Annotated in this window: 25 protein-coding genes and 1 pseudogene; 15 read left to right on the plus strand and 11 right to left on the minus strand. The window is 37.2% G+C overall.

All coding sequences use genetic code 11. The features are described from left to right. Positions 1-276 precede the first annotated feature (276 nt). The 3 genes from HPT25_RS28700 to HPT25_RS12830 form a co-directional block, all read right to left on the minus strand. Positions 277-516, minus strand: coding sequence for a hypothetical protein (locus HPT25_RS28700; protein ID WP_246277181.1), 240 nt, complete (start codon positions 514-516; stop codon positions 277-279). Positions 517-563: 47 nt separating this feature from the next. Next, positions 564-1,184, minus strand: a complete 621-nt coding sequence (locus HPT25_RS12825) for a nuclease-related domain-containing protein (protein ID WP_246277182.1) — start codon at positions 1,182-1,184, stop codon at positions 564-566. 245 nt (positions 1,185-1,429) lie between these two features. Continuing rightward, on the minus strand, positions 1,430-3,556 hold the full coding sequence (locus HPT25_RS12830; protein WP_173064604.1) for a YhgE/Pip domain-containing protein: 2,127 nt from the start codon (positions 3,554-3,556) through the stop codon (positions 1,430-1,432). A 168-nt stretch (positions 3,557-3,724) separates the two neighbouring features. Between HPT25_RS12830 and HPT25_RS12835 the strand changes: the two genes are divergently transcribed. The 8 genes from HPT25_RS12835 to HPT25_RS12870 all read left to right on the plus strand — a co-directional run bounded on the left by HPT25_RS12835 (position 3,725) and on the right by HPT25_RS12870 (position 10,028). After that, entirely contained in the window at positions 3,725-4,075 is a 351-nt protein-coding gene (locus HPT25_RS12835) for a polysaccharide deacetylase family protein (RefSeq protein ID WP_217269701.1), read from the plus strand. 145 nt (positions 4,076-4,220) lie between these two features. Further along, on the plus strand, positions 4,221-4,562 hold the full coding sequence (locus HPT25_RS12840; RefSeq protein ID WP_173064610.1) for a cupin domain-containing protein: 342 nt from the start codon (positions 4,221-4,223) through the stop codon (positions 4,560-4,562). A 255-nt stretch (positions 4,563-4,817) separates the two neighbouring features. Further along, positions 4,818-5,759, plus strand: coding sequence for a DNA-binding transcriptional repressor DeoR (gene deoR / locus HPT25_RS12845; protein ID WP_173064613.1), 942 nt, complete (start codon positions 4,818-4,820; stop codon positions 5,757-5,759). Positions 5,760-5,876: 117 nt separating this feature from the next. After that, positions 5,877-6,551, plus strand: a complete 675-nt coding sequence (gene deoC, locus HPT25_RS12850; protein ID WP_173064616.1) for a deoxyribose-phosphate aldolase — start codon at positions 5,877-5,879, stop codon at positions 6,549-6,551. A gap of 22 nt (positions 6,552-6,573) precedes the next feature. Beyond that, positions 6,574-6,744, plus strand: coding sequence for a XapX domain-containing protein (locus tag HPT25_RS12855; RefSeq protein WP_173064619.1), 171 nt, complete (start codon positions 6,574-6,576; stop codon positions 6,742-6,744). 121 nt (positions 6,745-6,865) lie between these two features. After that, positions 6,866-7,579: a response regulator transcription factor gene (locus HPT25_RS12860; RefSeq protein ID WP_246277183.1), complete on the plus strand. Its 714-nt coding sequence runs from the start codon at positions 6,866-6,868 to the stop codon at positions 7,577-7,579. A gap of 1 nt (position 7,580) precedes the next feature. Continuing rightward, positions 7,581-8,615: a HEAT repeat domain-containing protein gene (locus tag HPT25_RS12865; protein WP_173064622.1), complete on the plus strand. Its 1,035-nt coding sequence runs from the start codon at positions 7,581-7,583 to the stop codon at positions 8,613-8,615. Positions 8,616-8,618: 3 nt separating this feature from the next. Next, positions 8,619-10,028 carry a glycosyltransferase family 2 protein gene (locus HPT25_RS12870; RefSeq protein ID WP_246277184.1) on the plus strand — a complete coding sequence of 470 codons (1,410 nt, stop codon included), beginning with the start codon at positions 8,619-8,621 and terminating at the stop codon, positions 10,026-10,028. Positions 10,029-10,065: 37 nt separating this feature from the next. Here the strand turns inward: HPT25_RS12870 and HPT25_RS12875 are convergent, their stop codons facing one another. Together HPT25_RS12875 and HPT25_RS12880 are read right to left on the minus strand one after the other, a co-directional pair. Continuing rightward, positions 10,066-11,067: an inorganic phosphate transporter gene (locus HPT25_RS12875; protein ID WP_173064625.1), complete on the minus strand. Its 1,002-nt coding sequence runs from the start codon at positions 11,065-11,067 to the stop codon at positions 10,066-10,068. 11 nt (positions 11,068-11,078) lie between these two features. After that, a complete protein-coding gene (locus HPT25_RS12880) occupies positions 11,079-11,696 on the minus strand; it encodes a DUF47 domain-containing protein (protein WP_173064628.1) in 618 nt (205 codons plus the stop codon). 364 nt (positions 11,697-12,060) lie between these two features. Between HPT25_RS12880 and HPT25_RS12885 the strand changes: the two genes are divergently transcribed. Together HPT25_RS12885 and HPT25_RS12890 are read left to right on the plus strand one after the other, a co-directional pair. Further along, a complete protein-coding gene (locus HPT25_RS12885; RefSeq protein WP_173064631.1) occupies positions 12,061-12,315 on the plus strand; it encodes a GlsB/YeaQ/YmgE family stress response membrane protein in 255 nt (84 codons plus the stop codon). Positions 12,316-12,649: 334 nt separating this feature from the next. Beyond that, positions 12,650-14,009, plus strand: a pseudogene (locus HPT25_RS12890) (IS1182 family transposase). Between the two features lie 133 nt (positions 14,010-14,142). Here HPT25_RS12890 and HPT25_RS12895 read toward each other — a convergent pair. Then, complete coding sequence (locus tag HPT25_RS12895) at positions 14,143-15,066, minus strand: RluA family pseudouridine synthase (RefSeq protein ID WP_173064634.1); 924 nt, start codon at positions 15,064-15,066, stop codon at positions 14,143-14,145. A gap of 117 nt (positions 15,067-15,183) precedes the next feature. Between HPT25_RS12895 and HPT25_RS12900 the strand changes: the two genes are divergently transcribed. Together HPT25_RS12900 and HPT25_RS12905 are read left to right on the plus strand one after the other, a co-directional pair. Further along, entirely contained in the window at positions 15,184-15,585 is a 402-nt protein-coding gene (locus HPT25_RS12900; RefSeq protein ID WP_173064637.1) for a YhcU family protein, read from the plus strand. Between the two features lie 189 nt (positions 15,586-15,774). After that, positions 15,775-17,517, plus strand: coding sequence for a phospho-sugar mutase (locus HPT25_RS12905; protein ID WP_173064640.1), 1,743 nt, complete (start codon positions 15,775-15,777; stop codon positions 17,515-17,517). 88 nt (positions 17,518-17,605) lie between these two features. Here HPT25_RS12905 and HPT25_RS12910 read toward each other — a convergent pair whose 3' ends face one another. The 3 genes from HPT25_RS12910 to HPT25_RS12920 form a co-directional block, all read right to left on the minus strand. Next, positions 17,606-18,985 (minus strand): sensor histidine kinase, encoded by a 1,380-nt coding sequence (locus tag HPT25_RS12910; protein ID WP_173064642.1) that lies wholly within the window; start codon positions 18,983-18,985, stop codon positions 17,606-17,608. A gap of 1 nt (position 18,986) precedes the next feature. Then, positions 18,987-19,676, minus strand: a complete 690-nt coding sequence (locus HPT25_RS12915; RefSeq protein ID WP_173064645.1) for a response regulator transcription factor — start codon at positions 19,674-19,676, stop codon at positions 18,987-18,989. Between the two features lie 158 nt (positions 19,677-19,834). Then, on the minus strand, positions 19,835-20,089 hold the full coding sequence (locus tag HPT25_RS12920; RefSeq protein ID WP_173064648.1) for a YhdB family protein: 255 nt from the start codon (positions 20,087-20,089) through the stop codon (positions 19,835-19,837). Between the two features lie 146 nt (positions 20,090-20,235). Between HPT25_RS12920 and HPT25_RS12925 the strand changes: the two genes are divergently transcribed. Then, positions 20,236-21,225: a M14 family zinc carboxypeptidase gene (locus tag HPT25_RS12925; RefSeq protein WP_173064652.1), complete on the plus strand. Its 990-nt coding sequence runs from the start codon at positions 20,236-20,238 to the stop codon at positions 21,223-21,225. Between the two features lie 85 nt (positions 21,226-21,310). Next, a complete protein-coding gene (locus HPT25_RS12930) occupies positions 21,311-22,720 on the plus strand; it encodes a SpoVR family protein (protein WP_173064655.1) in 1,410 nt (469 codons plus the stop codon). 294 nt (positions 22,721-23,014) lie between these two features. Here the strand turns inward: HPT25_RS12930 and HPT25_RS12935 are convergent, their stop codons facing one another. After that, a complete protein-coding gene (locus HPT25_RS12935) occupies positions 23,015-24,019 on the minus strand; it encodes a DUF3231 family protein (RefSeq protein ID WP_173064658.1) in 1,005 nt (334 codons plus the stop codon). Between the two features lie 698 nt (positions 24,020-24,717). On the opposite strand from HPT25_RS12935, the gene HPT25_RS12940 reads away from it, so the two are divergent. Beyond that, positions 24,718-25,284 (plus strand): CBO0543 family protein, encoded by a 567-nt coding sequence (locus HPT25_RS12940; RefSeq protein WP_173064661.1) that lies wholly within the window; start codon positions 24,718-24,720, stop codon positions 25,282-25,284. 363 nt (positions 25,285-25,647) lie between these two features. On the opposite strand, the gene HPT25_RS12945 is transcribed toward HPT25_RS12940, so the two are convergent. Continuing rightward, complete coding sequence (locus HPT25_RS12945) at positions 25,648-25,776, minus strand: FbpB family small basic protein (protein WP_173064664.1); 129 nt, start codon at positions 25,774-25,776, stop codon at positions 25,648-25,650. Between the last annotated feature and the right edge of the window lie 10 nt (positions 25,777-25,786).

The following is a 25,786-nucleotide window of genomic DNA, read 5'->3' on the forward strand; positions in this document are numbered from 1 at the left end:
GACAGGGGATGAACGAATGTTTTCATCCACGCGGTGAAGTCCAAAAATAGGAGCTGTGATAAAAAAAAGTCTTTCATCCAGTCGATGAGGAAAAAACCAAGAAGCTGCGATTTTAAAAAATGTCTTTCATTTCAAGTGATGAAGGCCCAAAGTTAGTATTTGCGAATAAAAATGTCCTTCATCCAGTCGATGAAGGCCAAACCATAAAGCAGAGAATAAAAAAATGTCCTCCTTAATCCAACCAATTAAATAAGATTCCCTAAAAGGCCACCTATATTATTCGTAAAAAGCCCATTGATGAACGCCAACAATATTTAAATTTCTTCTTAAAATTCGATTAATCCTCTTTCGCGACACCAACATTCCGCACCATTCATAAACTCCATTTGTAGTAATTTTCTTTTCAGGAAATAACAGTTGAATCTCCCTTACGCTGCGCAGGACAGCTGCCTCTAAATCCTCTAAATCCCCGCATTTTCCGCAAACAACACTTTTTCCCTTGAAGCGAAATTGCAAAGGACATGCAATTAGGGCAAGTCATTCCTTTACGGAGAATATCGTAATTATAGGGAGGCAGGGCGGGAATATGGCGGTTCTTCAATATGGAGTGAAACCAGTGTTTCCGCAAGTTTTACGTGTTTTTCATTCAACCTTGAAGGAAATAAATCTATCTTATGTAAATAGCGGTCCACCTGATTTGGAAGAATAATCGGCTTATTTCTGGGGGCTTGGTATAAGGTAAACAAGGGATTGATGAAAATGATCCATGACTCGAGAGGGATGGTTACGTTGAGGTTTTGGAAGAACTGTCGGAGCAGGGAGGTGCTTCGTTCCAGTTGAAGTAACGGATTTTTTTGTTCGGTGCCATCTAATAAATAGAATCTTTCATTTTCGAAATAAAAGTCACTTTTGAAATTTTTTACTTCGCTCATGTAAATTATTTTTTGTGTGATCATTGTTGAATCAATTTGAAATTTGGTTCCATTCACTTCGAGCAGCAGACCATTAAGAATCAAACATTCACATTGAAGTTTTTCAGCCATGGAAGCAAACATAAACTCTCCTTCATAGCCTTTCTTTAAACTAAGGTAACTTTGCAACACATCTTTGGATAAGGACATGCGTGGATTTAAGATTTCGAAAAGCACTAATTCAGCTGGTTTTGTGAGCGGTTTAAAATGCATATGCCACATCCTTTTAAAAAAAATAAACACCAATATTATTCTACAAAGAATAATCCTGATGTACGTGTATAAAGTATGAAAATTTTGTTAAATTTCGTTGTCCGGACTTGATCATAGCTGAGCATTCCAGTTGAAGAAATACAAAGCCAGAGTTTTAAAAGCCGGACAACACTTTAGTTTTAGGGTTTTTTGGTAAAAAAACAATGAAAAATTTATGAAAAATCAAGAAAATTTATTGAAATAAATTAATGAATAAGCCTGCTTTCTCTTGCTTTTCTTTTCAGCTTTCCTCCCCATTTGTCAATTGGTTCTTGTAAGAGCAATCCAAATAGCAGCGTAATGATTGAGATAAACAAAAAGACAAAAAGATCTCTTATTGCGACATCCCACTGAATTCCTCCGACAGCTTCGCGCATGAGACTGATTCCATAGGTAAACGGCAGGAGCGGGTTGAGCCTTTGAAAGAAAGCGGGCATTACCTGGATCGGAAATGTTCCTCCCGCACCAGAAATTTGTAAAACAAGAATAACGATGGCCAAGCCTTTACCGACATTTCCGAAAATAGAAACCAATGTATAGGTAATGAGCATAAACAAGGTGCTGATCAGTAGCCCGAACAGAACAAACCAGAGTTTTGCTGCCACATAAGCTTTCAAGAGATAAATATCCCCTAACGTGACGATAATGGATTGGCATAAAGCGACTGATAAAAACGTTAAAAATCGGCCCAAGTATAGGTGATGGGGACGAAATATTTCTGGCATACCATTCATTTCAGCAGGAATTAGCGATATTAACAGCATGGCCCCGACCCAAAGGGATAGGGTTGTAAAAAATGGAGACATCGCAGAGCCATAATTAGGAATGGGGTAAAGACGTTTTTCCTTAAGCAGAACTGGCTCAGCAAAATAATCACTTTCCTTTTCTACATCATTGCGCAATAAATCAATAATTTCATTAATATTGGCTGTTTTTTCAAATTGCCGGATTTGATTGGCTAGATAGCTGATCTTTTGTTTAACACCCGGGAAATCTTGCTTGATCAGGGCAATGTCTCTTCTTCCAATTGCAATGCCGTTTGAGGCGTCCAGAAGGATTTTTTTAACTTGTGGCAGTGTCTGGTCTGCTTTTAAAAAAAACTCGGTGGCTTTTGTTGGGATATTTTTGGCCGTGTTGCTCAACTGTTTAATTTTTGAAGCGATCGCTCCGTCATAATCGTCTAACATTTGAGTGATGCCGGTTGAAACATTTTTGGCAGTTTGATTTGCCTGATCAAGTAATGCCTGTGAAGGTGCGGTTTGAGATTGAATCAATGTTAAAAGCTTTAACAAGCTCTCTGCTGATTGCTTTTGGCTAATTAATGCTGTCAGTTGCGAATGGAAGAAAGCATTGTTGCCAAGACCATTTAAGTTTTCAAATAGGCTGATTAATAGATTTTCAATCTTAATTAATGTTTCTAATCTGTTTATGCTATCATCAATGGTATTTTTTTTCGCTTCCAGATTAGGTAAAAGGCTTGTTAATTGTTCAATTGAGGCGGCATTTTGCTGCATATAAAGTAAGTTTTGTTTAATAGCAGGAACAAGGTTTGCAAATGTCTGTTGGTTTTGTTCAAAAAATTGGTTTATTTGTCCAGCTAAGCCGCGGACCTGGTTTATAATGCCTTGAACTTCTGTTACATACATTTGCAGGTTTTCTACAATTTTTTGCGCTTGTGCCGCATCATAGTCTGCGGTATTTATAATGGTTTCAGCTTCTGCCAAATGATCATTTAGCCAAAAAATCATTGTTTTTAATTTTTCGATATTAGGTAAATTTTTCTGCAGTTCAATTCCGAGCTGGTTGAAAATAGAAAAGATCACTCCGGTTGCCGTTTTTACGAAGTTTTTACTAATCTCGTCCTGAAGGCTTGTAGCCCCTTTTGCTGTTATTTTGGGAGTAATGGCATTTGTTTTTTCATTTACCGTATAAATCAGCTCTGGTTTTTCGGGATCATCCTGAAGGATGGTAGCAATTTTTGCCGAGAAATCCTTTGGAATGGTGATGCTGGCAAAATAGCTGCCTTGTTTCACCCCTGTATTGGCCTTGGCGGAACTAACAAATCTCCACCCCAGCGAATGATTGGTTTTGAGTGCTTTCACTACTTCAAGGCCAATATTGATTTTCCTTCCTTTCAGAACAGCGCCGGCATCATTATTAACTACAGCAATGGGAATTCCTCCCGTATTGCCGTACGGGTCCCATGAGGCTTCAATATTAAACCAGGCATATAATGACGGGAGAATCATCAAGGCAAGGATAATGGCTGCAGCTGCCCAATTTTTTACAATGCTTAAAAAATCGTCGCGATAGATTTGAAGAACCTTATTCATCTCGGAAAACCACCCGTTCCTTATTTCATAAGGTTATTATGGTACATATTTGCTGATTGATGCGTTTTTAAAGAGCGATATAGGTTTTGACAGAAATTTGTCAAAAACATTTGAATAATATTTGAAATGTTTCTTTTTCATCACAAATATAGGGGAAATTTAATTATAATGTGGGTAATTAAGGCATGGAGGTCATTTGAAATGAATATTACCACGATCATTGAATTTGAGAATAAAGAAGTAGAAGCGATTGCCGGTGCTAAGTTAGTATTTGTCCAGGAACAAATTGAAGAAAATATTGTTGAAACATGTGTAGATTGTTTTCTAATGGAAGATTCCGATGAAACCATTTCAACAGAAGAAGCGATGGACAGAGTATTTAAGCAATTGAAGGAGCAGGGAGTTATACCGTACACTGTTGAAGATTTTTCATATGAGATGCCATCTTGCGAACGTTTAAAGAAATCAGAGAATCAGGAAGACATTCCGCAAAAAGTCATTCTGTCATTTATGGCATAACCAGTTTTTTGACTGTGTTTCATCTATTCTCATTAAAAAAGAAGTTCTTCGGAGCTTCTTTTTTAATGAGAATAGATTGGAGAGAAATACTAACTTTTGATGTACATATAGCTTTTCATTATTCATATGATAGGAGAGATCTGTAATGGAGAAAACTTCAGTTAAAGATTATTTGGAATATAATGAGGAAAAGTTCACGAAACGAATCATTTATAAAAAAGGTGATACAACGGCATTTGTATTAAATTTTCTTCCGGGTCAAACACTTCCTGCTCATAGGCATCCGAACTCAGAAGTGTATTTATATGTACTGACCGGAAGCGGGACGATTATCACTGATGGAGCGGAGACAGCAGTAGCAGAATCAGATCTTATCCATGTCAGCAGTGAAGAAGAAATGTCCTTTAAAAACTCCGGAGGTGAGCCTGTAAGCCTTTATGTTGTGCTTAGCAAAATATCAAATGAAACAAATACGAAAAATAGTTAACATATAAATAGCCGCCCATTTCGGGGATGTTGACAAACTAATTTTTCGTCCCTAGTCATGCAAAATATAGCTATAAAAAAGAAGACGAACCACTAATATACTGTAGTGATACGTCTTCTTTTTGCTTTGGCCAGCTATTTGTCAACAGCCCCATTTCAGGCTGGCTTTTTTTATGTATAAGTAAGGAAAAAACGTTCAATATTAATTTTACAAATGTTAAAATATTAAGTAAGAATAAATAATTAGGTGATAATAGTGGATCAGGAAAAATTAGGTAAAGTGATTGAAGCAGCAAAACTTTATTATTTGCTGGATTATAACCAGCATGAGATTGCCAAGCTATTAGGAGTATCCAGGCCTACTGTTTCACGTTTGCTGCAGCAGGCAAAAAGTGATGGCATTGTACAGATTACCATTAAAGATCCGACAGAAAATGTTGAAAACCTGGCAAAACAGCTGGAACAAAAGTTCAATTTGAAAAAGGCGGTTGTTGCCTCAATTCCTCAATATGAAAATCATATTATTAAAAATTATCTTGGTGAAAAAGCTGCCATTTATCTTGATGAGATTGTAAAGGATGATGACATTATAGGGGTGACGTGGGGAACGACCCTTTATCATGTTGCTGTCGAGCTGAAACAGAAATTTGTAAAGAACGCTAAGGTGGTGCAATTAAAAGGAGGGGTTAGCCATGCAGAAACAAATACATATGCATCCGAAATTTTGTATCTGTTCGGTAAAGCTTACAACACAACTCCACATCATTTACCGCTCCCTGCCATTGTGGACCATGTCGTGGTGAAGCAGGCGATGGAGGCTGACCGGCATATACGCAAAATTTTAGAACTCGGTAAAGAAGCGAATATTGCCATGTTTACTGTTGGAACGGTAAAAACAGAATCTCTCTTATTCCAGATGGGCTATTTTACGGAAAGTGACATGAAATCCCTTAAAGGCAATGCTGTTGGGGACATTTGTTCAAGATTTTTTGATAAAGACGGGGAGATTTGTAATGAGAGTTTAAATGAGAGGACGCTTGGCATTAATTTGAACGATCTTAGAAATAAGGAAACCTCTATTCTCGTTGCAGGAGGGCCGAATAAAATTGAGGGAATATATGGTGCTATTAAGGGCGGCTACGCCAATGTGTTAGTTACCGACCAATTTACGGCTCAATTTTTATTGGACAAAATATGAAATTTTACATATGTTCAAAATAACATTTACATTTGTTCAATATTTTTGTTATAGTTACTATGTGTTAAGGAAACATTAACTTTAATTATTTTTAAAACCAAATTGGAGGGTTTAGAAATGACGCAACAAATTGCCGGAATGATTGATCATACATTATTAAAAGCGAATGCAACAAAAGCTGAAATTGAAAAATTGGCGGAAGAAGCAAAGGAATACTCGTTTGCCTCCGTATGTGTGAATCCAACATGGGTTAGTAGGGCTGCTGAATTACTGGCTGATACTCCAAATGTTAAGGTGTGTACAGTAATCGGATTCCCTCTTGGAGCTTCCACACCGGAAACAAAAGCATTTGAAACGAAAAATGCAATTGAAAACGGTGCAACTGAAATTGATATGGTCATTAATATTGGCGCCTTAAAGGACCAAAATGATGAGTTAGTTGAAAGAGACATCCGTGCAGTCGTAGATGCGGCAAAAGGAAAAGCACTGGTAAAAGTGATTATTGAAACGTGCTTATTATCGGATGAAGAAAAGGTAAGAGTATGTGAATTATCCGTAAAAGCCGGGGCAGATTTTGTTAAAACTTCTACAGGATTTTCAACTGGTGGAGCAACAGTCGAGGATATCCGATTAATGCGAAAAACTGTCGGTCCTGAGCTTGGGGTAAAAGCATCAGGCGGAGTTCGCAGCCGTGAAGATGCATTAGCCATGATCGAAGCAGGAGCAACAAGAATTGGCGCCAGCTCAGGAATTTCAATTGTAAAGGGAGAAATAGGCACCAGCAATTATTAAACCCAAATGTGAGGGAGATCAGATGAAAGAAGTCTTTATGGCATTAATTGCCGGTTTAATTGTCGGGATGCTATTTAAATTTTTAAAACTTCCATTACCCGCACCGCCAGTTTTCTCAGCAGTTGTTGGCGTGTTCGGAGTATACTTTGGCGGAGTGGTCCTGGATTGGATCATGAAATTCATTCATCAATAAACAAAAAGCTTTTCGCGTAGCGAAAAGCTTTTTTTATTAGACCAATACAAGATTGCCGCAAAAAGAGGAATAATAGGTTAAACAGGAGTGTAATGAACCGTTCCTAATCGGGGTGTCATTATTGGAAGTAAAGAAATATAAAAACCTGGTAATTCAAATTATTAGAAATCAACTGGAGATTTGGTTTGATTTAAAGGATCAAGATGTTATTACCAAAATTGATGTCTTTTGTTTTCTTGAATTAATCCATGGAAACTCAGGAATATTGGAGCTTGAAGATTTGCACAAGCTTTCGGGAAGCTTGTTAGAGCAACTGAACAAAATGGACCAGAAGCTGTTTAATACTGACGTTTTAAGAAGTTTTCTTGATGGATTCATTCATCTGACAATGGATCATGAACATAGGTTGGATGAATTTGATCTTCAGTCACTAAATGGGATGGGAAAGAAAATAATATATGTTTCCATTATTGATGATGATCGGATCATCCGTTCCATGCTGCTGCAAATTTTAAAAACAATGGATTTTGAGGAGTTTCAATTGGATATGGAGGCATTTGCTGATGGCCTTCAGTTTTTTGAATCACAACGTTTGAATAGAGAAGGCAAGCACTTCTTAATTCTAGATGGCGTTATGCCAATTATGGACGGAATTGAAATTTTGCAGAAAGTAAAACAAGAGAGTAATGCTACTGTCTTTATGTTATCGGGCAGAAAGAGCGAGGCTGATATTGAAAGAGCATTAAAACTTGGTGCAGATGATTATGTCACAAAACCGTTTGGCATAAAAGAACTGCAGGCGAGGATCAAGCGATTGATCACCAGGATGAAATAAGATGCTGAAGAAACAACTATTTTTACTTGCTTTTCTCATTATTTCTTTTGTAGTTTTATTAATCATAATCTTAGGTTATTTAATGGTACGAAAAGCCATTGCTTCTATGAAAAGAAAACAGATTCAGCATTATAAAGAGGAATATCATCCACTTCTCATGAAAATGATTACCGAGCCCGCATCGCCAAGAGATTTAGTTTTGGACAGTTTAACTAAACAAAAGGCTGTGGAAGAATTATTGAGTAAATATACACAAGTATTGGAGGGAGAGGATGAGAGAAGACACTTATCTGAAATAGCTCAATCAGCTTTAGGACAATATTATCAGAAACGGCTGCATGATAAACGGTGGAGTATTCGTATGAATACGCTTTATCATATTGAGGACTTTAAGATGATTCAGCTTGAAGAAGATGTATATAATAGGACGAAAACCGATCTGTCACGCGAAGAACATTTTCATGCACTTAGGATCCTTGCATTGTTTCAATTTGAGAAAATATTTGAACTGCTGACAGAGAGGTACGGTTATTTGACTGAAATCGAGCTTCGCAATATTTTGTTCCGCCTGGAAACTCAGCATTTTGAACAATTTGTTCAAAATTATCATGAAAGTAATCCTACTTTGCAAAAGGCGGTATTAGACGTGATTTCGATTAAAAGAGAAACGGATTATCTGCCGTTCTTGGAGCAGATCTTTCCACTCTCTTCAGGAGAAATACGTCTTAGAGTTTTAAAGGCATTGGCGAATATTGGATATGTTGAAGATATTGACACATATATGGAACTTCTTTATTCACCAAAATGGGAAGAAAGAATGCTTGCAGCCAAATTAATCGGAACACTGCGAGAAGAAAAAGCACTCCCTCGTTTAGTGGAACTCTTGCAGGACTCCTCCTGGTGGGTCCGTTCTCAAGCCGGAGAGTCCATCAGCCATTTTGTTAAAGGAAAGCAAATCCTAATGGAGGTTTTACAAACTTCAACAGATTCATTTGCAAGGGACATGGCATGGGAGTGGCTCCATAAAGGGGGATGAGATATGCATTCTATACTATGGGGAATGGTAACAGGATTTGCTTGGTTTATCGCTATATACATGATTATTGTCATCCTTTTTTATTCCGTTATTATGATTATTTCATTATTACAGCTGCGGAGAGAATATCATTTGGAACGGGATCAGGTATATGAAGACTATATGGAGGATATTTATACCAAGCCGGTTTCGATTCTTGTCCCTGCCTATAATGAGGAAGCAGGGATCATTCAAAGTGTGAGATCTTTGCTAAGTATAAACTACCCCTTATTTGAGGTTATTGTGGTGAATGATGGCTCCACAGATCATACATGCGAAAAAATGATTGAGCATTATCAGATGAAAGAAATTTCAAAAGTTGTAAGAAAGCAAGTAGAGTCTAAGCCAATTAAAAAAATTTACCAATCATCCATTCTTACGAACCTTTTTCTAATTGATAAAGAAAATGGCGGTAAAGCTGATGCTTTGAATGTAGGGCTTAACTTTTCACATTATCCCTATTTCTGCTCGCTTGATGGTGATTCAGTATTGGAACAGGATGCTTTTCTAAAGGTGATGAAACCAATCATTGATTCAAATGAAGAAGTGATTGCATCGGGCGGAAGCGTCCGTATTGCTAATGGATGCCAAATTAAAAATGGATTTATATACAAGATTGGTTTACCCAATAAACCTTTAGTAATGATGCAAATCATCGAATATTTACGGGCATTTTTAATGGGACGGATCGGCTTGAGCCGGTATAACATCTTACTGATTATTTCCGGCGCTTTCGGTGTTTTTTCAAAGCATTGGGTAATCAAGGCAGGCGGCTATCGAACAAATACGGTAGGCGAAGATATGGAGCTGGTGGTAAGAATCCATAAAATGTTAAAGGAAAGTCGCTTGAAAAAGAAAATAGTATACGTACCTGATCCTGTATGCTGGACTGAAGTCCCAGAATCAATGAAATATTTACGGAGGCAAAGGCGCAGATGGCATCAAGGCCTTTTAGAAAGCTTATGGGCACATCGAGAGATTACCTTTAACCCTAAATATGGCTCAATTGGATTGCTTGCGTTTCCTTACTTTTGGATTGTGGAGTTTTCGGGGCCTATTATTGAATTAATCGGTTATGTGATGATGATGATTTGTTTTTTACTAAGGGGGAGCTATATCGAATTCGCGATTCTCTTATTCCTTCTAACATGTTTGTATGGGTCCATATTTTCAATGACGGCTGTACTTCTAGAGGAATGGAGTTTAACCAAGTATCCAAAGGTCACTGACATTCTCAAGCTTTTTGTATTTTCATTAACGGAAACACTTTGGTACAGGCCGTTAACGGTTTTTTGGCGCTGTGAAGGAGTATGGAACATGATAAGAGGAAAAAGGAGCTGGGGAGAGATGAAGCGAAAGGGTGTATCAGAGTAAAAAAACCAGAGAAAACAAATTCCCTGGTTTTTGTCTATTAAAAAAAGAGATTTAAAACAAAATAAAGAATACTTGCAATTAATGCAGTGATTGGAAGCGTTATGATCCAAGTAATAATCATTCGCTGGGCTGTTCCCCACTTTACACCTTTTAAACGGTGAGAAGCCCCAACACCAAGAATTCCCGAAGAAATAACGTGTGTTGTACTGACTGGCAAGTGGATATAAGTAGCTCCGAAAATAATAGCTGCTCCAGTTAAGTCTGCAGCCACGCCATTAACCGGGCGGATTTTCATAATTTTTCCGCCAACAGTCTTGATAATTTTCCATCCTCCGATGGAAGTTCCGAGCCCCATGGCAATGGCACAAGATACTTGTACCCAAAATGGAACTTCAGCATTATGAGGCAAATATTTATTGGCGATCAGCGCCATTGTAATAATCCCCATTGACTTTTGGGCATCATTTGTCCCATGGGAATAGGACTGCAATGCTGCTGTGGCAATTTGAATATAGCGAAAACCGCGATTGGTTTTTGCCAAACTGAAATTTTTAAATACTACTTTAAAAATGCTATACAAAATATATCCAACTACAAACGCTAAAATTGGCGAAAGAATAAGTGCCTCAATAATTTTAATAAAACCGCTGTAGTTAAGTGAATTAAAACCTTCTGCAGCAACGGCAGCACCGGCAATCGATCCAATAATTGCATGAGAGGAACTGCTTGGGATTCCATAGTACCAAGTAATTAAGTTCCACGAAATAGCGGCAATCAGAGCTGCCAGAATAACAATCGACCCATTATGTAATGTAAAGGGATCTACAATATCCTTGGAAACCGTCTTAGCAACACCAGTAAATGTTAGGGCGCCAACAAAGTTCATAACAGCTGCAAGGATGATGGCATGACGGGGTTTTAATGCTTTAGTCGAAACAGATGTAGCAATGGCATTTGCCGTATCATGAAACCCATTAATAAAGTCAAAGCCAAGTGCAAAAATGATAATCAGAATCGTAAGGATAAAAACTAAGCTCATTTTTTGGCTCCTTAGGCATTTTTCATGATAATGGTTTCAAGCGTATTTGCCACGTTTTGACAGCTGTCCGCCACATTTTCAAGGTTTTCGTAAATTTCTTTATATTGAATAATACGGATTGGGTCTTTTTCCACATTAAACAGATTTTTAATGGAATGACGCAGAATATTGTCGCATTTTGATTCATAGTCCTTGATTTTGATGGCGTGCTCTCTAATTTGTGGAAGCTTTTTATTCGATAAAAGTGCAACTGCCTTATCAATTTCATGAACACTGCTTTGAATGGCTGCCACGAATTGCTTCATGAAATCATCGGCTTGTGTAATGGAATACATTTCGAACATAGCAGCAGTGCCTTCCAATCCATCGAGAACATCGTCCATGCTCATAGCTAAATGAAGGATATCTTCACGTTCAATTGGTGTAATAAAAGCATCATTTAATTCTTTTATCACTTCATGGACATAAGAATCGCCCTTTGATTCAAATTCCTTCATTTTTTCTGAGAAAATTTTCAAATCGCTGATATCTTTCAGTTTATAATCGGTAAAGAAATTAGCGCTTTCTTTAAGGTTAACGGAAATATTAGATAATAATGTCGAAAATTTATCGTTCTTCTTGAATGCCATTTTAAATATCCTCCATTTTGCAATCGAAAATTAAACCAACAGGCTCTATTTTAGCTGAAAAATGTCTTATTAGGGTAAAAATTTAAACTAAATTTACAAAAACTTAACATTAGAAAATTCTGAATATTAAGGATGGAAGTTGGTGTTTTTGGAATTTATCCAGTTCTTTTGGAGTGTGTAAAAAAACGCGGGTAGGGCAGAAGTCCGCTGTCGTATTATGGTAAATGCTTACTTTTCATTATGTGAGTATAAATAAGAAAACGGGGTATTTTAAAAGTACAGGCACAAATAAGAATTGCCTGAAACAGCGGCTCAGAAGCTTGTGGGTTAGGAAAACTATGGATATAAAAAGGAGTGTTCTTAAATGAGCTTTATTTGGTCGTTAATTGTTGGCGGTATAATAGGATGGTTAGCTGGGCTAATTGTTGGCAGAGATATTCCTGGCGGCATTATTGGTAATATCATTGCAGGGTTTGTAGGAGCATGGCTTGGAACATTAATATTGGGAAATTGGGGGCCTCACGTTGCTAATTTCGCCATCATTCCAGCCGTGATCGGTGCTGCCGTACTTGCTCTACTAGTAGGATTTATCATGCGGGCATTTAGAAAAGCCGGTTAACAGATAGAAAATAGGATGAAAAAAGCCTCCCATCATTGGGAGGCTTCAGACTGTCGACAAATCCGAAGGATTTCGGGTTTAAAATCGACAGTCTTTTTTGTTTGGCCATATTAAACTTGTCTGTTGATTTCCGTTCCAGGCGGCTTCGCTTTCCGCGGGCGGTTCGGGGAGCCTCCTCTGCGCTTTCAGCGCCTGCGGGGTCTCCCCTGTCCCGTACTCCCGCAGGAGTCTTCGCCGCCTTCCACTCCAATCAACAGAGTGTAAAAATCAATAATGTACATTAACACAGCCTTTTGTATAATTTATTTACAGAGAATTAATAGAGGTGGATGGAATGCTTTCGAAAAATACACAGATAAATCGTGACCAAATTGAAATGATTGCCTTAGATCAACTTGTACCTGCTGATCACTTGGTTCGCAAAATAGAAGCCGCAGTAGATTTTTCATTTATCTATTCATTGGTTGAAGATTTGTACTCAACTAAGCGCGGACGTTCAAGTATTGACCCTGTTGTATTAATTAAGATGGCTTTCATTCAATATACCTTCGGTATCCGTTCGATGCGTCAAACGATAAAGGAAATTGAAACAAATATGGCGTATCGCTGGTTTTTAGGATTTGGTTTTTATGATAAAGTACCCCACTTTTCAACTTTTGGTAAAAACTACGAACGTCGTTTTAAGGATACAGACTTATTTGAACAAATTTTCTACCGTATTTTAAAAGAGGCAGCAGATAAAAAGTTAGTTAGTTCGGAACATGTATTCATTGATTCAACTCACGTTAAAGCAAGTGCAAATAAACGCAAATTCGAAAAGAAAGTAGTTCGGAAAGAATCAAAAGCTTATGAAGCACGTCTTCAAGCAGAAATTAATAGTGATCGTGAAGAACATGGGAAAAAGCCCATCCCACCAGATAAATATGAAAAAGAAGAAAACAAAGAAATAAAAGAAAGTACAACAGATTCGGAGAGTGGTTACTATGTAAAAGACGAAAGGACAAAGCAATTTGCTTATTCATTTCATACAGCCGCAGATAGAAATGGTTTTGTCCTGGGGACTATTGTAACTCCAGGTAACGTTCATGATAGTACAATGTTAGAGCCTCTAGTTGAAAAGGTCATTGAAAAATGTGGGAAACCTAATGCTGTAGCTGCTGATGCCGGATATAAAACACCTGCTATTGCTCAATATTTAATTGAAAATGAAATTCGCCCTGCTTTACCCTATACACGACCACGTACAAAGGAGGGATATTTGAAAAAGCACGATTATGTCTATGATGAGCACTTTGATTGTTACATATGTCCGGAAGGACAAGTTCTGGATTATAGAACGACTACTAAGGAAGGTTATCGACAGTACATCTCTAATCCTGTTATATGTAAGGATTGCCCACTCCTAGCACAATGTACACAAAGTCAAAATCATCAAAAGCTCATTCAACGACATATCTGGGAACCATATCTTGAAGAGGCTGAACATCTTCGTCATACAGAAGAGAATAAAATAATATATGCACGTCGTAAAGAAACAATTGAACGTGTATTCGCGGATGCGAAAGAAAAGCATGGTATGCGATGGACAACCTTAAGAGGTCTTAAAAAATTGTCCATGCAGGCGATGCTTACTTTTGCTGCTATGAATTTAAAGAAGTTGGCTATGGACTTGGAAAAGTCCAGAAATGGCATAAAAATAGACCCCGCCGGGGTCTACCTTAAGAAAAATCAAACAGAAAAATCCCAATTTTAGAAAAGGGCGCCAGAATCGGAACTTTTGAAATGCCTTTTGTCTACAATCTGAAGCCTCCCATCATTGGGAGGCTTTTAAAGTGTATAAACATCAATCCCTACAAAAAAGGAAGGATCGTCAATAAAAGCTGCATAACATATAATTTCTTCTTCGCTAAAAGGATGCAGAAATTCGAGCTTAGCTGCATGAAGAGCCTGTCTGTCTGCAATTGGTTTTCCACCATATAAAAGATCCCCTGCCAGTGGATGGCCGATATGACTAAAATGCACTCGGATTTGATGGGTTCTGCCTGTTTCAAGCCAGCATTTAACATAGGTTAATTTATTTGTCTTGTCTTCTTTTACTACTTCATAGTGAGTAACAGCTGTTTGTCCGGAAACGGATACTCTTCTTCTGGTGGGATGATGCCGGTCACGCCCAATTGGTTCTTTTATGGTCCCTTTTTTTTGCCTTAATAGTCCATGAACTACTGCCAGATAGGTTCTTTTAATTTCCCTTTTTTCAAGCATGCGGTCTAAAATAGCCCCTGCTAATGCATGCTTAGCAAAAAGTATAGCTCCTGTTGTATCACGGTCCAGCCGATGTACCTGTCGAGTGTTCCTAATTTCTCCTTTTGCCTGCATATAAAATGCAACGGCATTTAAAAGTGTATGTATATCATGCTCATTGTCATTAGGATGCGTGTTTATAAAGGGAGGTTTATTCAGCACAAGAACATGATCATCTTCATATAGTATGTTAATTTCTTGATAATGAGGCGGGATCGTAAATTCCTCTTCTTCAAAAAGGTGGATTTCTAACCTTTTACCCGCCGTAAGAGGTACTGTCCAATTCACGGCTTGTCCATCCATACGTACTTTTTTGTCCATTCGGAATATGTGAGTCAATTTTTTGGGAGCTTCCCATTCCTGACGAAAAATATCCTCGACTGTTTTTCCATCCCATTTCTCTTGGATGATGATTTCCAACCATTCGCCCTTTCGAATTGTATTCAGCATAAAATCTCCTTTGTATTACTATGGTTTTAATTACCACCATTCATACTCGCCTGTTTATGTTATTCTTATCCTATATAATACAGACAGAAATATGGGTTGGCAAAGGTGGGTTATTTAGTGAAGATTGTTTTCGCCTCGACACCAGGTCAAGAAGAAGAAATTTGTGAACTGGTAAGGTACGTATATTCAAATATTTTTCCTTTGTACTTTACAGATGATGAAATCAGTCAGTTTGAAAAGTTAAAGGTTCTGCATACCTCTGATCAGCAATTTGAAGAGATTGGCACATTAAAAGATGCTTTTCAGGTAATGGCTAGCATTCAAACGCTCATCTCCATTTTGGAGACAACAGATCTTGATGAGCAATATGCTGAATTATTTAATAAAAATGCTGCAAACCTGCAGGATTTAGGACTCTTTTTCCCATTCGAATATGAACAGTTTGTTTCTGCCAAAAGCATGAAAAATAGTTCGGCTCTCAGTATGTATATGAAAGCTCATAATCAATTACTAGTTTAACAAAAGTCTGCCCCGTGCAGGCTTTTTGTTTTATAATAAAGTTTTAAGCCATTTGCGGGTAATATTATATATAGAGGGTATGATGAATTTTCGCGAAAATTGTCGGCAGATTTTGTCTGATTTAAAGAGGAGATTCACGCTTTAACTTAGAAACTTATTAAAGTACATAATTCTAGGAGGGTTAACATAATGAATTGGAAAACAACAGCAAAGAGTTGGATGGACTTTGATCACTTGGATCAAGAATTAAAAAATGAATTAGGAAAAATCATGCATGATGAAAAGCTTTTAGAGGAAGCATTTTATAAAAATTTAGAATTTGGTACGGGCGGAATGCGCGGAGAGATTGGTGTAGGAACAAACCGGATGAATATCTATACAGTTCGCAAGGCGTCTGCTGGATTGGCCGAGTACATAAAAGAGCAAGGAGAAGAGGCAAAACAGCGCGGAGTTGTGATAGCTTATGATTCACGGCACAAATCACCTGAATTTGCGATGGAAGCTGCTAAAACACTCGCAACAAACGGAATCCAAACATACGTATTTGATGAACTTAGACCGACACCGGAATTATCATTTGCCTTAAGATATTTAAATGCTTTTTCGGGAATCGTGGTGACCGCTAGCCACAATCCACCGGAATATAACGGTTATAAGGTTTATGGATCAGACGGGGCGCAATTACCGCCTGATGCAGCCGATGAAGTAATTTTAAAGGTAAATGCTATTGAAAATGAACTATTGATTGAAGTGAACAGTGAAGAAAACTTACGTCAAGCAGGCCTTATTAAAACAATCGGTGAAGAGATTGATCAAGCATACATTGAAAAGTTAAAGACAATTTCCGAAAATCCAGGTCTTGCGAAAGAAGTGGATATAAAAGTTGTTTATACACCATTGCATGGAACAGGGAATAAGCCTGTGCGTTCTGCCTTAGCAGCATTAGGCTATGAAAATGTAACGGTCGTGAAGGAGCAGGAGCTTCCGGATCCAGAATTCTCTACAGTCAAGAGTCCTAACCCTGAAGAGCATGCTGCATTTGAATTGGCCATTCGCGACGGAAAAGCATTGGGAGCGGACATTTTAATTGCAACTGATCCGGACGCTGACCGTTTAGGGATTGCAGTACAGAATTCTGAGGGCGAATATATCGTGTTAACCGGTAATCAAACAGGTGCATTATTACTTGATTACATTATTTCGCAGAAGGTCCAAAAGGGGACATTACCAGAAAATGGCGTGGTATTAAAGACAATTGTAACCTCCGAAATTGGCCGGAAGATTGCTGCTGCCCATCAGTTACCAACTGTAGATGTGTTGACAGGATTTAAATTCATAGCTGAAAAGATAAAAGAATATAAAGCAACAGGTGAGCATACATTCCTATTTGGATATGAAGAATCCTACGGATACTTAATAGGGGACTTTGCACGGGACAAGGATGCTGTTCAAGCTGCACTTTTGGCAGTTGAAGTGTGTGCTTATTACAAGAAGCAGGGCATGTCACTTTATGAAGGCTTGATGCAAGTATTTGAAAAGTACGGATATTATCAGGAAGGACTGCGTTCCTTAACCCTTAAAGGCAAGGAAGGGGCTGAAATGATTCAATCCTTGTTAGCGTCATTCCGTAACGAATCGCTGACAAAATTAGGATCGTTTACAGTGGCTGCAGCGGAGGATTATTTAACTAGTACTCGAAAATTGGCAAATAGTGAAGAGAAAATTGATCTTCCGAAATCCAATGTTCTGAAATATCTTTTTGAAGACGGTTCATGGGTTTGCCTAAGACCTTCAGGTACAGAGCCGAAAGTAAAGTTCTACTTTGGGGTAAACAGCAATAGTCTTGAAGAGAGCCATGCAAGGCTAGAGGAAATTGATAAGGCCTTTATGGATTTAGTGGACCATAAATTGAAAATGGTACAAGAAATTTAAGAGGTGGAGAAGTTGAATAAATTCCGGAGGGCTGATCCCTTTCGGAATTTATTCGTTTTTAGGGAACCGATGAAGGAAAACGATCATGTTAGGCTTCCTCCATTATTAGACTGTTATTAGGCAAATAGATCGTTACCTCTGACCCAGTCCCTTCATGACTTGAAATTTTGATATCCCCTTTATGGAGTCTGACAATCCTTTTGGCAATATGCAGCCCTAGGCCTGAACCGCCTGTTTCACGACTTCTAGCCTTGTCCACTCGATAAAATCGTTCAAAAATATTTTCAATTTCCTCTTGAGGAATACCGATTCCATAATCTTTTACTTTAATAATCGTTTGCTGTTCATTTTTTTCAAGGAATATTTCAATTTTCTGTTGGCTGTATTTAATGGCATTATCCAATAAAATAATGATCACTTGCTTTAATTTTAATTCATCTGCAAGCAAGGTTAAGGATGTTCCTGAATAAAACAAATGGATTTCCCGCTTGTAGACCTCTTTCAATTGTTTTTGAATACTTTGGCAAAGCTGAATAAGATCTACTTTACTCATTTCTAATGATTGGTCGTTCTCTAAGGAAGCAAGATCAAGAAAGGTCTCAGTCATTTTTTGAATTCTGGTTGCTTCTGAGTGAATGGCCTGGATTGCTTCTTCAGCCAGATCTTTATCATGAAGTCCACGCCGCCTTAAAAGATTAGCATAGCTTTTAATGATGGTTAACGGCGTTTTAAGTTCATGTGAAGCATCTGAAACGAATTGAGATTGCTTTTCCATATTATTTTGCAGCCTGTCAATCATACGATTAAAGGTTTTGGCCATTGTCTGTAATTCATCTTTCGTTTCTATCTGGATATTTATTTTCTTAAGGACACCGCTTTGCTCGATATCTTCCATTGTTCTAATCATATTGGAAATGGGCCTCATGATAATGTTGGAAAGCCATCTGCCGCCAAATATAGACATAACAACGGCTAAGAGAGTACAAAGACCGAGAATCCACAACAAAATGTCTTTTCTCATTTCTAGGCCTGATAATTGTTCTCCGATTTCCAGTGTACCTTTGACGTGATGATTTTGCTGAATGGGGACACGAATAATCAATACTTGTATTTCTTCATTATCCAGAGTGATCATTTTTTGAATAGACTCGTCTGCCCGGACAAATTTACCTTTAATTTTTTGCGCGAAAGGCTTATCATTCGTCACTTCATAAAACGTTTTTCCATCAGGTTGTATAATTCGAATATAGGAATGGCTGGTTAAGTAATCCTTTAATTCTCCTTCTACACTTCGAGTAGGCATGCCATGAATATCATTTAAAATGTCATCGGCCTGCTGAAATATCATATTGGTTTCCATATTTACAGTTGTTTTCATAAAAAGAAAAAAGACGACAATATTGATAAACATTAAGATGAAGAGCATCCAAACAGTCGTTAACAAATTAATCTTTGTTGTAATTTTCATTTTATGACTCCTTGATGGTATAACCAATTCCTCTTACTGTGGTAATTAATTGTGATGAGAAGCCTTCATCTGCCTTTTTTCTAAGATGTCTGATGGTGACATCAATGACGTTTGTTTCCCCCTCATAATCATAGCCCCAAACATTTAATAAAATGTTTTCCCGAGTAACTACTTTATTTTTATTCATTAATAAATAAACAAGTAAATCAAATTCTTTTGGCGTAAGAATAATGGAGCTTCCTTCCCTGGTCACATCCCTTGTTTCGATATTGACCACTAAATCACTGACCGCCAGAATAGAATCCTCTTTTCTTTGTCTAGTTGATGAGGTGTGGCGAAGACAGGAACGGATTCTGGCTAATAATTCTTCGATCTCAAATGGTTTTGTCACATAGTCATTTGCACCTTGGTCCAACCCGGCAACTTTATCAAATGTAGTATTTCTGGCCGTTAAAAGAATAACCGGTAATGTTTGATTAACCTTCCTCAATCTTCTCAATACTTCAATTCCATTCAGTTCAGGCAGCATCACATCCAATAAGATTAAGTCAATATTGGATTGTAACGCCGTTTCCAGTCCTATTCTTCCATTATGTTCTACAGTAACGCGATAGCCTTCAAATTCTAGTTCCATTTTTAAAACCCTGGCAATTTGCCCTTCATCTTCAATGATTAAAATGTGAGGGGTCATAGATGATTCCTCCTTAAAGAAATAGTGGAGACTTATGCTGTCATTATTATAAACCATACGAAGCACGGCTTCGAATTTAAGAAGCCGTGCTCATGGTTGGTGGAATTCTTTCGTCCGGTTTTAAAAGTTTCTCACCTTTTTTGCATGTACTTGTTCATTCAGGGAAGACTATACATCGGAATATCTTCTGGTAGTTGATCTGCTGTTTCATTGGCATGGTCAATATATCTGAGCAGGTTGTATAGTTTGGTTTCAATGACACTGTAATCACGTTCAAAATTGTATGCATGCAGGAAATGCTCAATCTTTTTTGATAAAAAATGGTCAGTGGTACGAACCATTAATATCAATAAATTATCCCATTCCGACCGATGAGTATAATACAACGCTCGGTCATAATCCAATTTATTCATTTCATTTCTCTCCTCCTTATTAGGAGTTGAGATTATTGTATGACAAACTGGCAAGAACAATCGCAGAAAATGTTGTCACTGCATATTAAAGCGGTTATCAAGTATTACCTGTATAAAATAGATCATTCCGAACTTGGAGAGACTTCATGAGAAGATTTTTATGTGTAATGATGCTTTTATTCCCTTTATATGAACAAACGGCACGTGCAGGTATGGTTCAAACTAATAAACCATACACATATGAATTACTGGAACAAGATCTGAAAAAAATAATGAAATCATATAAAAATCAAATCGAAATCAAAGAGATTGGAAAAAGCCATTTCGGCATACCGATTTGGGCCATTAAATTGGGGAAAGGTAAGAAAAACATCTTGTTCATTGGTTCCCACCATGGCAGGGAATGGCTGACAAGTACCTTATTAATGAAAATGCTCGAAACTTATGCGTCAGCATATAAACACCAGAGAAGTACAGGAGGATTTTCTACCGAGATCTTGAATGAAGTATCCATTTGGTTTATACCGATGTTAAATCCTGATGGTGTAGCTATACAGCAAAGTAAATTGAAACAGTTTTCCCCTTTGTACAGAAAGAATTTACTGAACATGAATGAAGGATTAGCTAATTTCGAAAGATGGAAAGCTAATGCTGCGGGTGTGGACTTAAACCGGCAATACCCATCAGGATGGAATGAGTTAAATGAAGACCCGTCAGGTCCAAGTTATAAATCTTATAAGGGAAGTAATCCTCTCGTGGAGCCTGAAGTCGTTGCATTAACTAACTTCGTCAAAACTATTGACCCCGCTATTGCTATTGCTTACCATACCGCGGGCAGAGAAATTTATTGGAGTTACCGGAACGGTATTCATTATATTAGGGATTATATTATAGCAAGAAAAATATCGAAATTAACAGATTACCCCCTGAAAAGGCCAGAAAAGGATGCAATTGGCGGCGGTTTTACCGACTGGTTTATTACTGCCTATCATCGGCCTGGATTTACGATTGAAATCAGCTACCTTGTTGGGGAAACAAATCCACCATTATCTGTTTTTCAATCTGAATGGAAGCGAAACCGATTTGTTGGATTAATGCTTGCAGCCGAAGCAAAAAAAATCAACATAAATAGATAACGTCACGGGAGTTTTCATTTATCTTGTTTCATCATTCCTGCTTTTCCTTCATACATTGTGGTAAGAGGAAAAGGGGGGTAAGGCTATGAATGAGGAAGATCGTAAGGGGCTTGAATATGCCATAAGTGAAATTACCGAGATCGCAACCGGCTTTGGGTTAGATTTTTATCCGATGCGCTATGAAATATGTCCTGCTGAAATTATTTATACCTTCGGTGCATATGGAATGCCAACCCGATTTTCACATTGGAGTTTTGGAAAACAATTTCATAAAATGAAGCTTCATTATGATTTAGGGTTAAGTAAAATTTATGAACTAGTCATCAACTCCAATCCTTGTTATGCGTTTTTGCTTGATTCCAATGCGTTGATTCAAAACAAATTGATTGTTGCCCACGTATTGGCGCATTGTGATTTCTTCAAAAACAATGTTCGCTTCCAAAATACAAAGCGGGATATGGTGGAAAGCATGTCTGCAACGGCAGAGCGGATTCATCAGTATGAAATTCAATACGGGAAAAAGGAAGTGGAGAGCTTTCTGGATGCTGTATTGGCGATTGATGAACATATTGATCCATCGCTCATGAGGCCGAAATTGGCCTGGTCTTTGGAGGATGAAGAGGAAATTGATGAGCATCGAAGTATTTCCCCATACGATGATCTCTGGGGGCTGGATGAAAAAGATAAGCAAGAACAAAAGCAGCCGAAAAAGAAGAAGTTTCCGCCAAGGCCTGAAAAAGATTTATTACTCTTTATTGAGACATACAGCAGAGAGCTGGAGGAATGGCAGCGGGATATTTTAACCATGATGCGGGAAGAAATGCTTTATTTCTGGCCGCAGCTGGAAACAAAAATCATGAACGAAGGCTGGGCATCGTTTTGGCATCAGCGCATTATAAGGGAATTGGATTTAACTAGCGGAGAAGCTATAGAATTTGCCAAATTAAACGCCGGAGTCGTACAGCCATCTAAGACGGGAATCAACCCCTATTATCTCGGAATCAAAATTTTTGAAGACATTGAGGAACGTTATAACAATCCAACGGAAGAAATGAAGAAACGGGGCGTAAAGCCTAACACCGGAAGAGAAAAGATTTTTGAGGTTCGGGAGATTGAGTCGGATATATCGTTCCTTCGCAATTATTTAACAAAAGACCTTGTGATGAGAGAAGACATGTATCTTTTCCAAAAACAAGGAAGAGAATACAAAATCGTCGACAAAGAGTGGGAGCGTGTGCGCGATCAATTAGTGAACATGCGAGTCAACGGCGGCTTTCCATATATTACAGTTAATGACGGCGACTATATGAAAAATGGCGAGCTTTACTTGAAGCACTGGTATGAAGGTGTGGAACTGGATGTCAAGTATCTTGAGAAAGTTCTGCCATATATTCACCAGCTCTGGGGCCGGCCGGTTCATATGGAAACGATGATTGAAGACAGAACGATGTTGTTTTCTTATGATGGAAAGGGTGTACATCGGAAATACCTATAAATTCATTTTAAGGGGGGCATTAAATAATGTTCCCTTTATTTTTGTTCAACCAATCGGTTCATTATTGTAGAAAATATATTATTACTTAAAAATAGTGTGAATTAAAGGCCAGCATAGTTGATGAATGGTATTACTCTTATTCAGCAATCGGGCCAGATTGTTGAACATCACTTTTAAGGTAAAATTGCTAAGAAGGACAAAATTGTGAAGACCTCCACTTTAACTAAATCGCAGGTTTGTTTAATAAGGGTTTTTCTTGAAAACAAAAAAATGCCCTTCCTGTGTGGAAGAACATTATATTTCTTTTGCGATCTCAGTTCTATTTGGAGCAAGTGGCGGTTGTTCTAACCATTTATTTTTTACCATCAAATCAAACCATTCTTTTGTAACCATAAGGTTTTTTAGAATAGTTCCTTCATAAGTGGTCACAAGGTCTGTACGCATAGCTGATGCTAAACCAACCCCATGATAGTTTTGGGCAGCTTGAAATAAAAAACCGATATGATACAACATTAATTTATCGGAAAAAGGAGAGTCAGTTGAAGTAGTCACTTCTGTTTCCCAAGACTTAGGTACAGGTAAGTTATCATCTTGCATTATTTTTGCAAATGCCTTTATTTGCTTATCTGCCGTTTTCTCGGAATCGGTAAAAAACTTTCTTACTTCTTTTGTTTGAGCGACTTGGCTGAATGCAATAGTAAGGGTTTTAGCCATAATGCTTTTTTTTATGTTGAAAGAAATACTAATAATTTCAGTTGCTGCTAATTTTCTACCCTTTCTGAAAAAACCATCTGAGAAATCTTTACTTGAAATATATTCAGGGTTTTTAGCTGGATAAAATAAAGGATCTCTCTGAAAGTTCCCTTTCTCAAGCAATAACTCGATTGTTTGATGATACATCTTTTTCGCATCGTTATCGCAAGAATCGTAAAAATCCCTTAAGTCTTTTCTAACTGATACACCTAATGCTGTGGTGTGTCCTAGCAAACCATGTAGTGTCATGATATGTATATAATTCAAGCAAAATATATCAGTAAACAATCTTGGTTTACCTTTAAATAGGTCTGATTCAGTAAATCCAATTGGAACGGGAAACCCATCGTTCTCCATAAAGGTTACGATTTGTTGCTTTTGTTTTTCAAACGTCTTAATTGCATCATTGAATATGTTTTTTATTGCCTCATCTTCAATAATAGAGACCATATATCTATTTACCACATCTGTCATTGTTCCGTTCACGTACTCTCCCCATAGTGTTCCTATTTCGGAAGATGTGAGTTTTAATGTATTCTTATCCACTTTATCACCTCACGTGTATTATTTACCAATACAACAAAAGAATGTGTTTGTAAAAAATTGATTTTTTTGTTGTTTTATTTTTTCTTTGACTTACTAATTTTCTTAGTTTGTGCAATTTTCCCTTTAAATTTTTTTCATTTTAGTTATCAAGAATTGGGCAGCGATGAACAGTTTCAGAAGTCCAGTTTTATTGGTCTTTAATCAGTTAAATGGCAGTAGTTCAACAAGAATTATGTTAAGCAACATAAGTATACCAGGGTTAATTTTAATGATAATTATTCTTGGATTAGGCTTGTTTATTTTACGCAGGTTAGTACAATTCCTTTTTAAAAGACGGTAAACGTCTTTTTTTCATGTAACGCTATAAGTTTTCCTTGTAAAATTTTTTATTGAACGGGTGTGATCCTGCAAGGATCTTCAATAATCGAGCGCGATTCTTCAAAAAGAATTGTGCTCTTTTTTTATGTATAGGGCCTGATTGTTAAAGATCAACTTGAAGATGATGGAAATATTTCATCTCAATGTAAGTTATTACTACTTTAACTAATGGATGAAGTTTAATTGAACAATAAGGGAATTATTTGTATTTCATCTAAGAAAAAAGAAGTTGGAGGTGAGCTTTTTTATTGGAATAAACCACAATTATAAACAAATAATACCTCTAACTATTGTTAATGAAAAAACAAAGAGGTATATGGATGGGGCATAAAGAAAATGTAAACAAATTAATTGACGAAAATATAGTAGAAATCCATAAATTAATTCAAAAAAAGATTGAAATCTGGTCAGATTACGTAGTGTTTTCAGGACTTTGGTGGTTGGGTGTGGGATTATCAGTAATTCCTTGGATTATTTGGTATGTATTTCGTAAGAAAAATAGTACGGACCGTATTTTATACGCTGGTCTTTTCATAATGACCATATCCCTTGCCTTGGATATATTAGGAGACCAATTTAGTCTATGGCACTATAGATATAATGTCCTACCTATAGTACCAACTTATTTTCCATGGGATATAACCTTAATGCCAGTATCGGTTATGATTTTACTACAGGTAAAAGCTAATGGTAATCCCTTCATAAAAGCAATTTTATTCGGATTATTTTCTGCATACCTTGCTGAACCATTTTTTCACTGGTTGGAAATTTATGTTCCGACAAAATGGAGATATACTTATTCAGTTCCTATTCAAATCATAATATATTTAGTAGCCCACTACCTATCCAGAAGAGAAAAATTTTCTCCCATTTATCAGAAAAAATAGTGGATAAAGTGCTATTTATGGTGTTTGAAGATTTAGTGTTAACTTCTGTTTGGATCTGAAACCACTGAATTTGATTGTTGAGTATTATATCCAAAAGAAAAATATTGTACTTAAGATAACTTGGTGCTTTTGTGCAAAAACGATCTTCAGCAATCGGGCGCGATTCTTCAACAGAATTGTGCTCTTTGTTTATGTATAGGACGCATTACTGGAATAACGGTATCGCTTGTTTCTTATTTAAGTAAATGGAGCTTTATTCATGAAGACGTTAGAAATTTAGTTATATAAATAATATATAGCGTTAAAAAATTTTGAATCAAAAGAAGACTGCCTATATTTAGCAGCCCTTTTTGTATATCTAAGTTATTTACCATTAGCAATAATTTTAGTGTCCACCTTTTTCTCTATATCGCTCAATCTAGTTTGATTGGATAAAATCTCACGTTTATTTTCTTCAATCATTTTATGCAGTGTACTGCTAATCTTTTTCATAATATCCCTC

The organism is Neobacillus endophyticus (genome assembly GCF_013248975.1).
Lineage (GTDB): Bacteria > Bacillota > Bacilli > Bacillales > Cytobacillaceae > Neobacillus > Neobacillus endophyticus.

What these genes read in the sequence shown, in the direction of transcription:
- HPT25_RS12825 (WP_246277182.1), bottom strand. Translation starts at nt 1,184, where the DNA reads ATGCATTTTAAACCGCTCACAAAACCAGCTGAATTAGTGCTTTTCGAA.
- HPT25_RS12830 (WP_173064604.1), bottom strand. Translation starts at nt 3,556, where the DNA reads ATGAATAAGGTTCTTCAAATCTATCGCGACGATTTTTTAAGCATTGTA.
- HPT25_RS12835 (WP_217269701.1), top strand. Translation starts at nt 3,725, where the DNA reads ATGTGGGTAATTAAGGCATGGAGGTCATTTGAAATGAATATTACCACG.
- HPT25_RS12840 (WP_173064610.1), top strand. Translation starts at nt 4,221, where the DNA reads ATGGAGAAAACTTCAGTTAAAGATTATTTGGAATATAATGAGGAAAAG.
- deoC (WP_173064616.1), top strand. Translation starts at nt 5,877, where the DNA reads ATGACGCAACAAATTGCCGGAATGATTGATCATACATTATTAAAAGCG.
- HPT25_RS12855 (WP_173064619.1), top strand. Translation starts at nt 6,574, where the DNA reads ATGAAAGAAGTCTTTATGGCATTAATTGCCGGTTTAATTGTCGGGATG.
- HPT25_RS12865 (WP_173064622.1), top strand. Translation starts at nt 7,581, where the DNA reads ATGCTGAAGAAACAACTATTTTTACTTGCTTTTCTCATTATTTCTTTT.
- HPT25_RS12870 (WP_246277184.1), top strand. Translation starts at nt 8,619, where the DNA reads ATGCATTCTATACTATGGGGAATGGTAACAGGATTTGCTTGGTTTATC.
- HPT25_RS12875 (WP_173064625.1), bottom strand. Translation starts at nt 11,067, where the DNA reads ATGAGCTTAGTTTTTATCCTTACGATTCTGATTATCATTTTTGCACTT.
- HPT25_RS12880 (WP_173064628.1), bottom strand. Translation starts at nt 11,696, where the DNA reads ATGGCATTCAAGAAGAACGATAAATTTTCGACATTATTATCTAATATT.
- HPT25_RS12885 (WP_173064631.1), top strand. Translation starts at nt 12,061, where the DNA reads ATGAGCTTTATTTGGTCGTTAATTGTTGGCGGTATAATAGGATGGTTA.
- HPT25_RS12895 (WP_173064634.1), bottom strand. Translation starts at nt 15,066, where the DNA reads ATGCTGAATACAATTCGAAAGGGCGAATGGTTGGAAATCATCATCCAA.
- HPT25_RS12905 (WP_173064640.1), top strand. Translation starts at nt 15,775, where the DNA reads ATGAATTGGAAAACAACAGCAAAGAGTTGGATGGACTTTGATCACTTG.
- HPT25_RS12910 (WP_173064642.1), bottom strand. Translation starts at nt 18,985, where the DNA reads ATGAAAATTACAACAAAGATTAATTTGTTAACGACTGTTTGGATGCTC.
- HPT25_RS12915 (WP_173064645.1), bottom strand. Translation starts at nt 19,676, where the DNA reads ATGACCCCTCACATTTTAATCATTGAAGATGAAGGGCAAATTGCCAGG.
- HPT25_RS12920 (WP_173064648.1), bottom strand. Translation starts at nt 20,089, where the DNA reads ATGAATAAATTGGATTATGACCGAGCGTTGTATTATACTCATCGGTCG.
- HPT25_RS12925 (WP_173064652.1), top strand. Translation starts at nt 20,236, where the DNA reads ATGAGAAGATTTTTATGTGTAATGATGCTTTTATTCCCTTTATATGAA.
- HPT25_RS12930 (WP_173064655.1), top strand. Translation starts at nt 21,311, where the DNA reads ATGAATGAGGAAGATCGTAAGGGGCTTGAATATGCCATAAGTGAAATT.
- HPT25_RS12940 (WP_173064661.1), top strand. Translation starts at nt 24,718, where the DNA reads ATGGGGCATAAAGAAAATGTAAACAAATTAATTGACGAAAATATAGTA.
- HPT25_RS12945 (WP_173064664.1), bottom strand. Translation starts at nt 25,776, where the DNA reads ATGAAAAAGATTAGCAGTACACTGCATAAAATGATTGAAGAAAATAAA.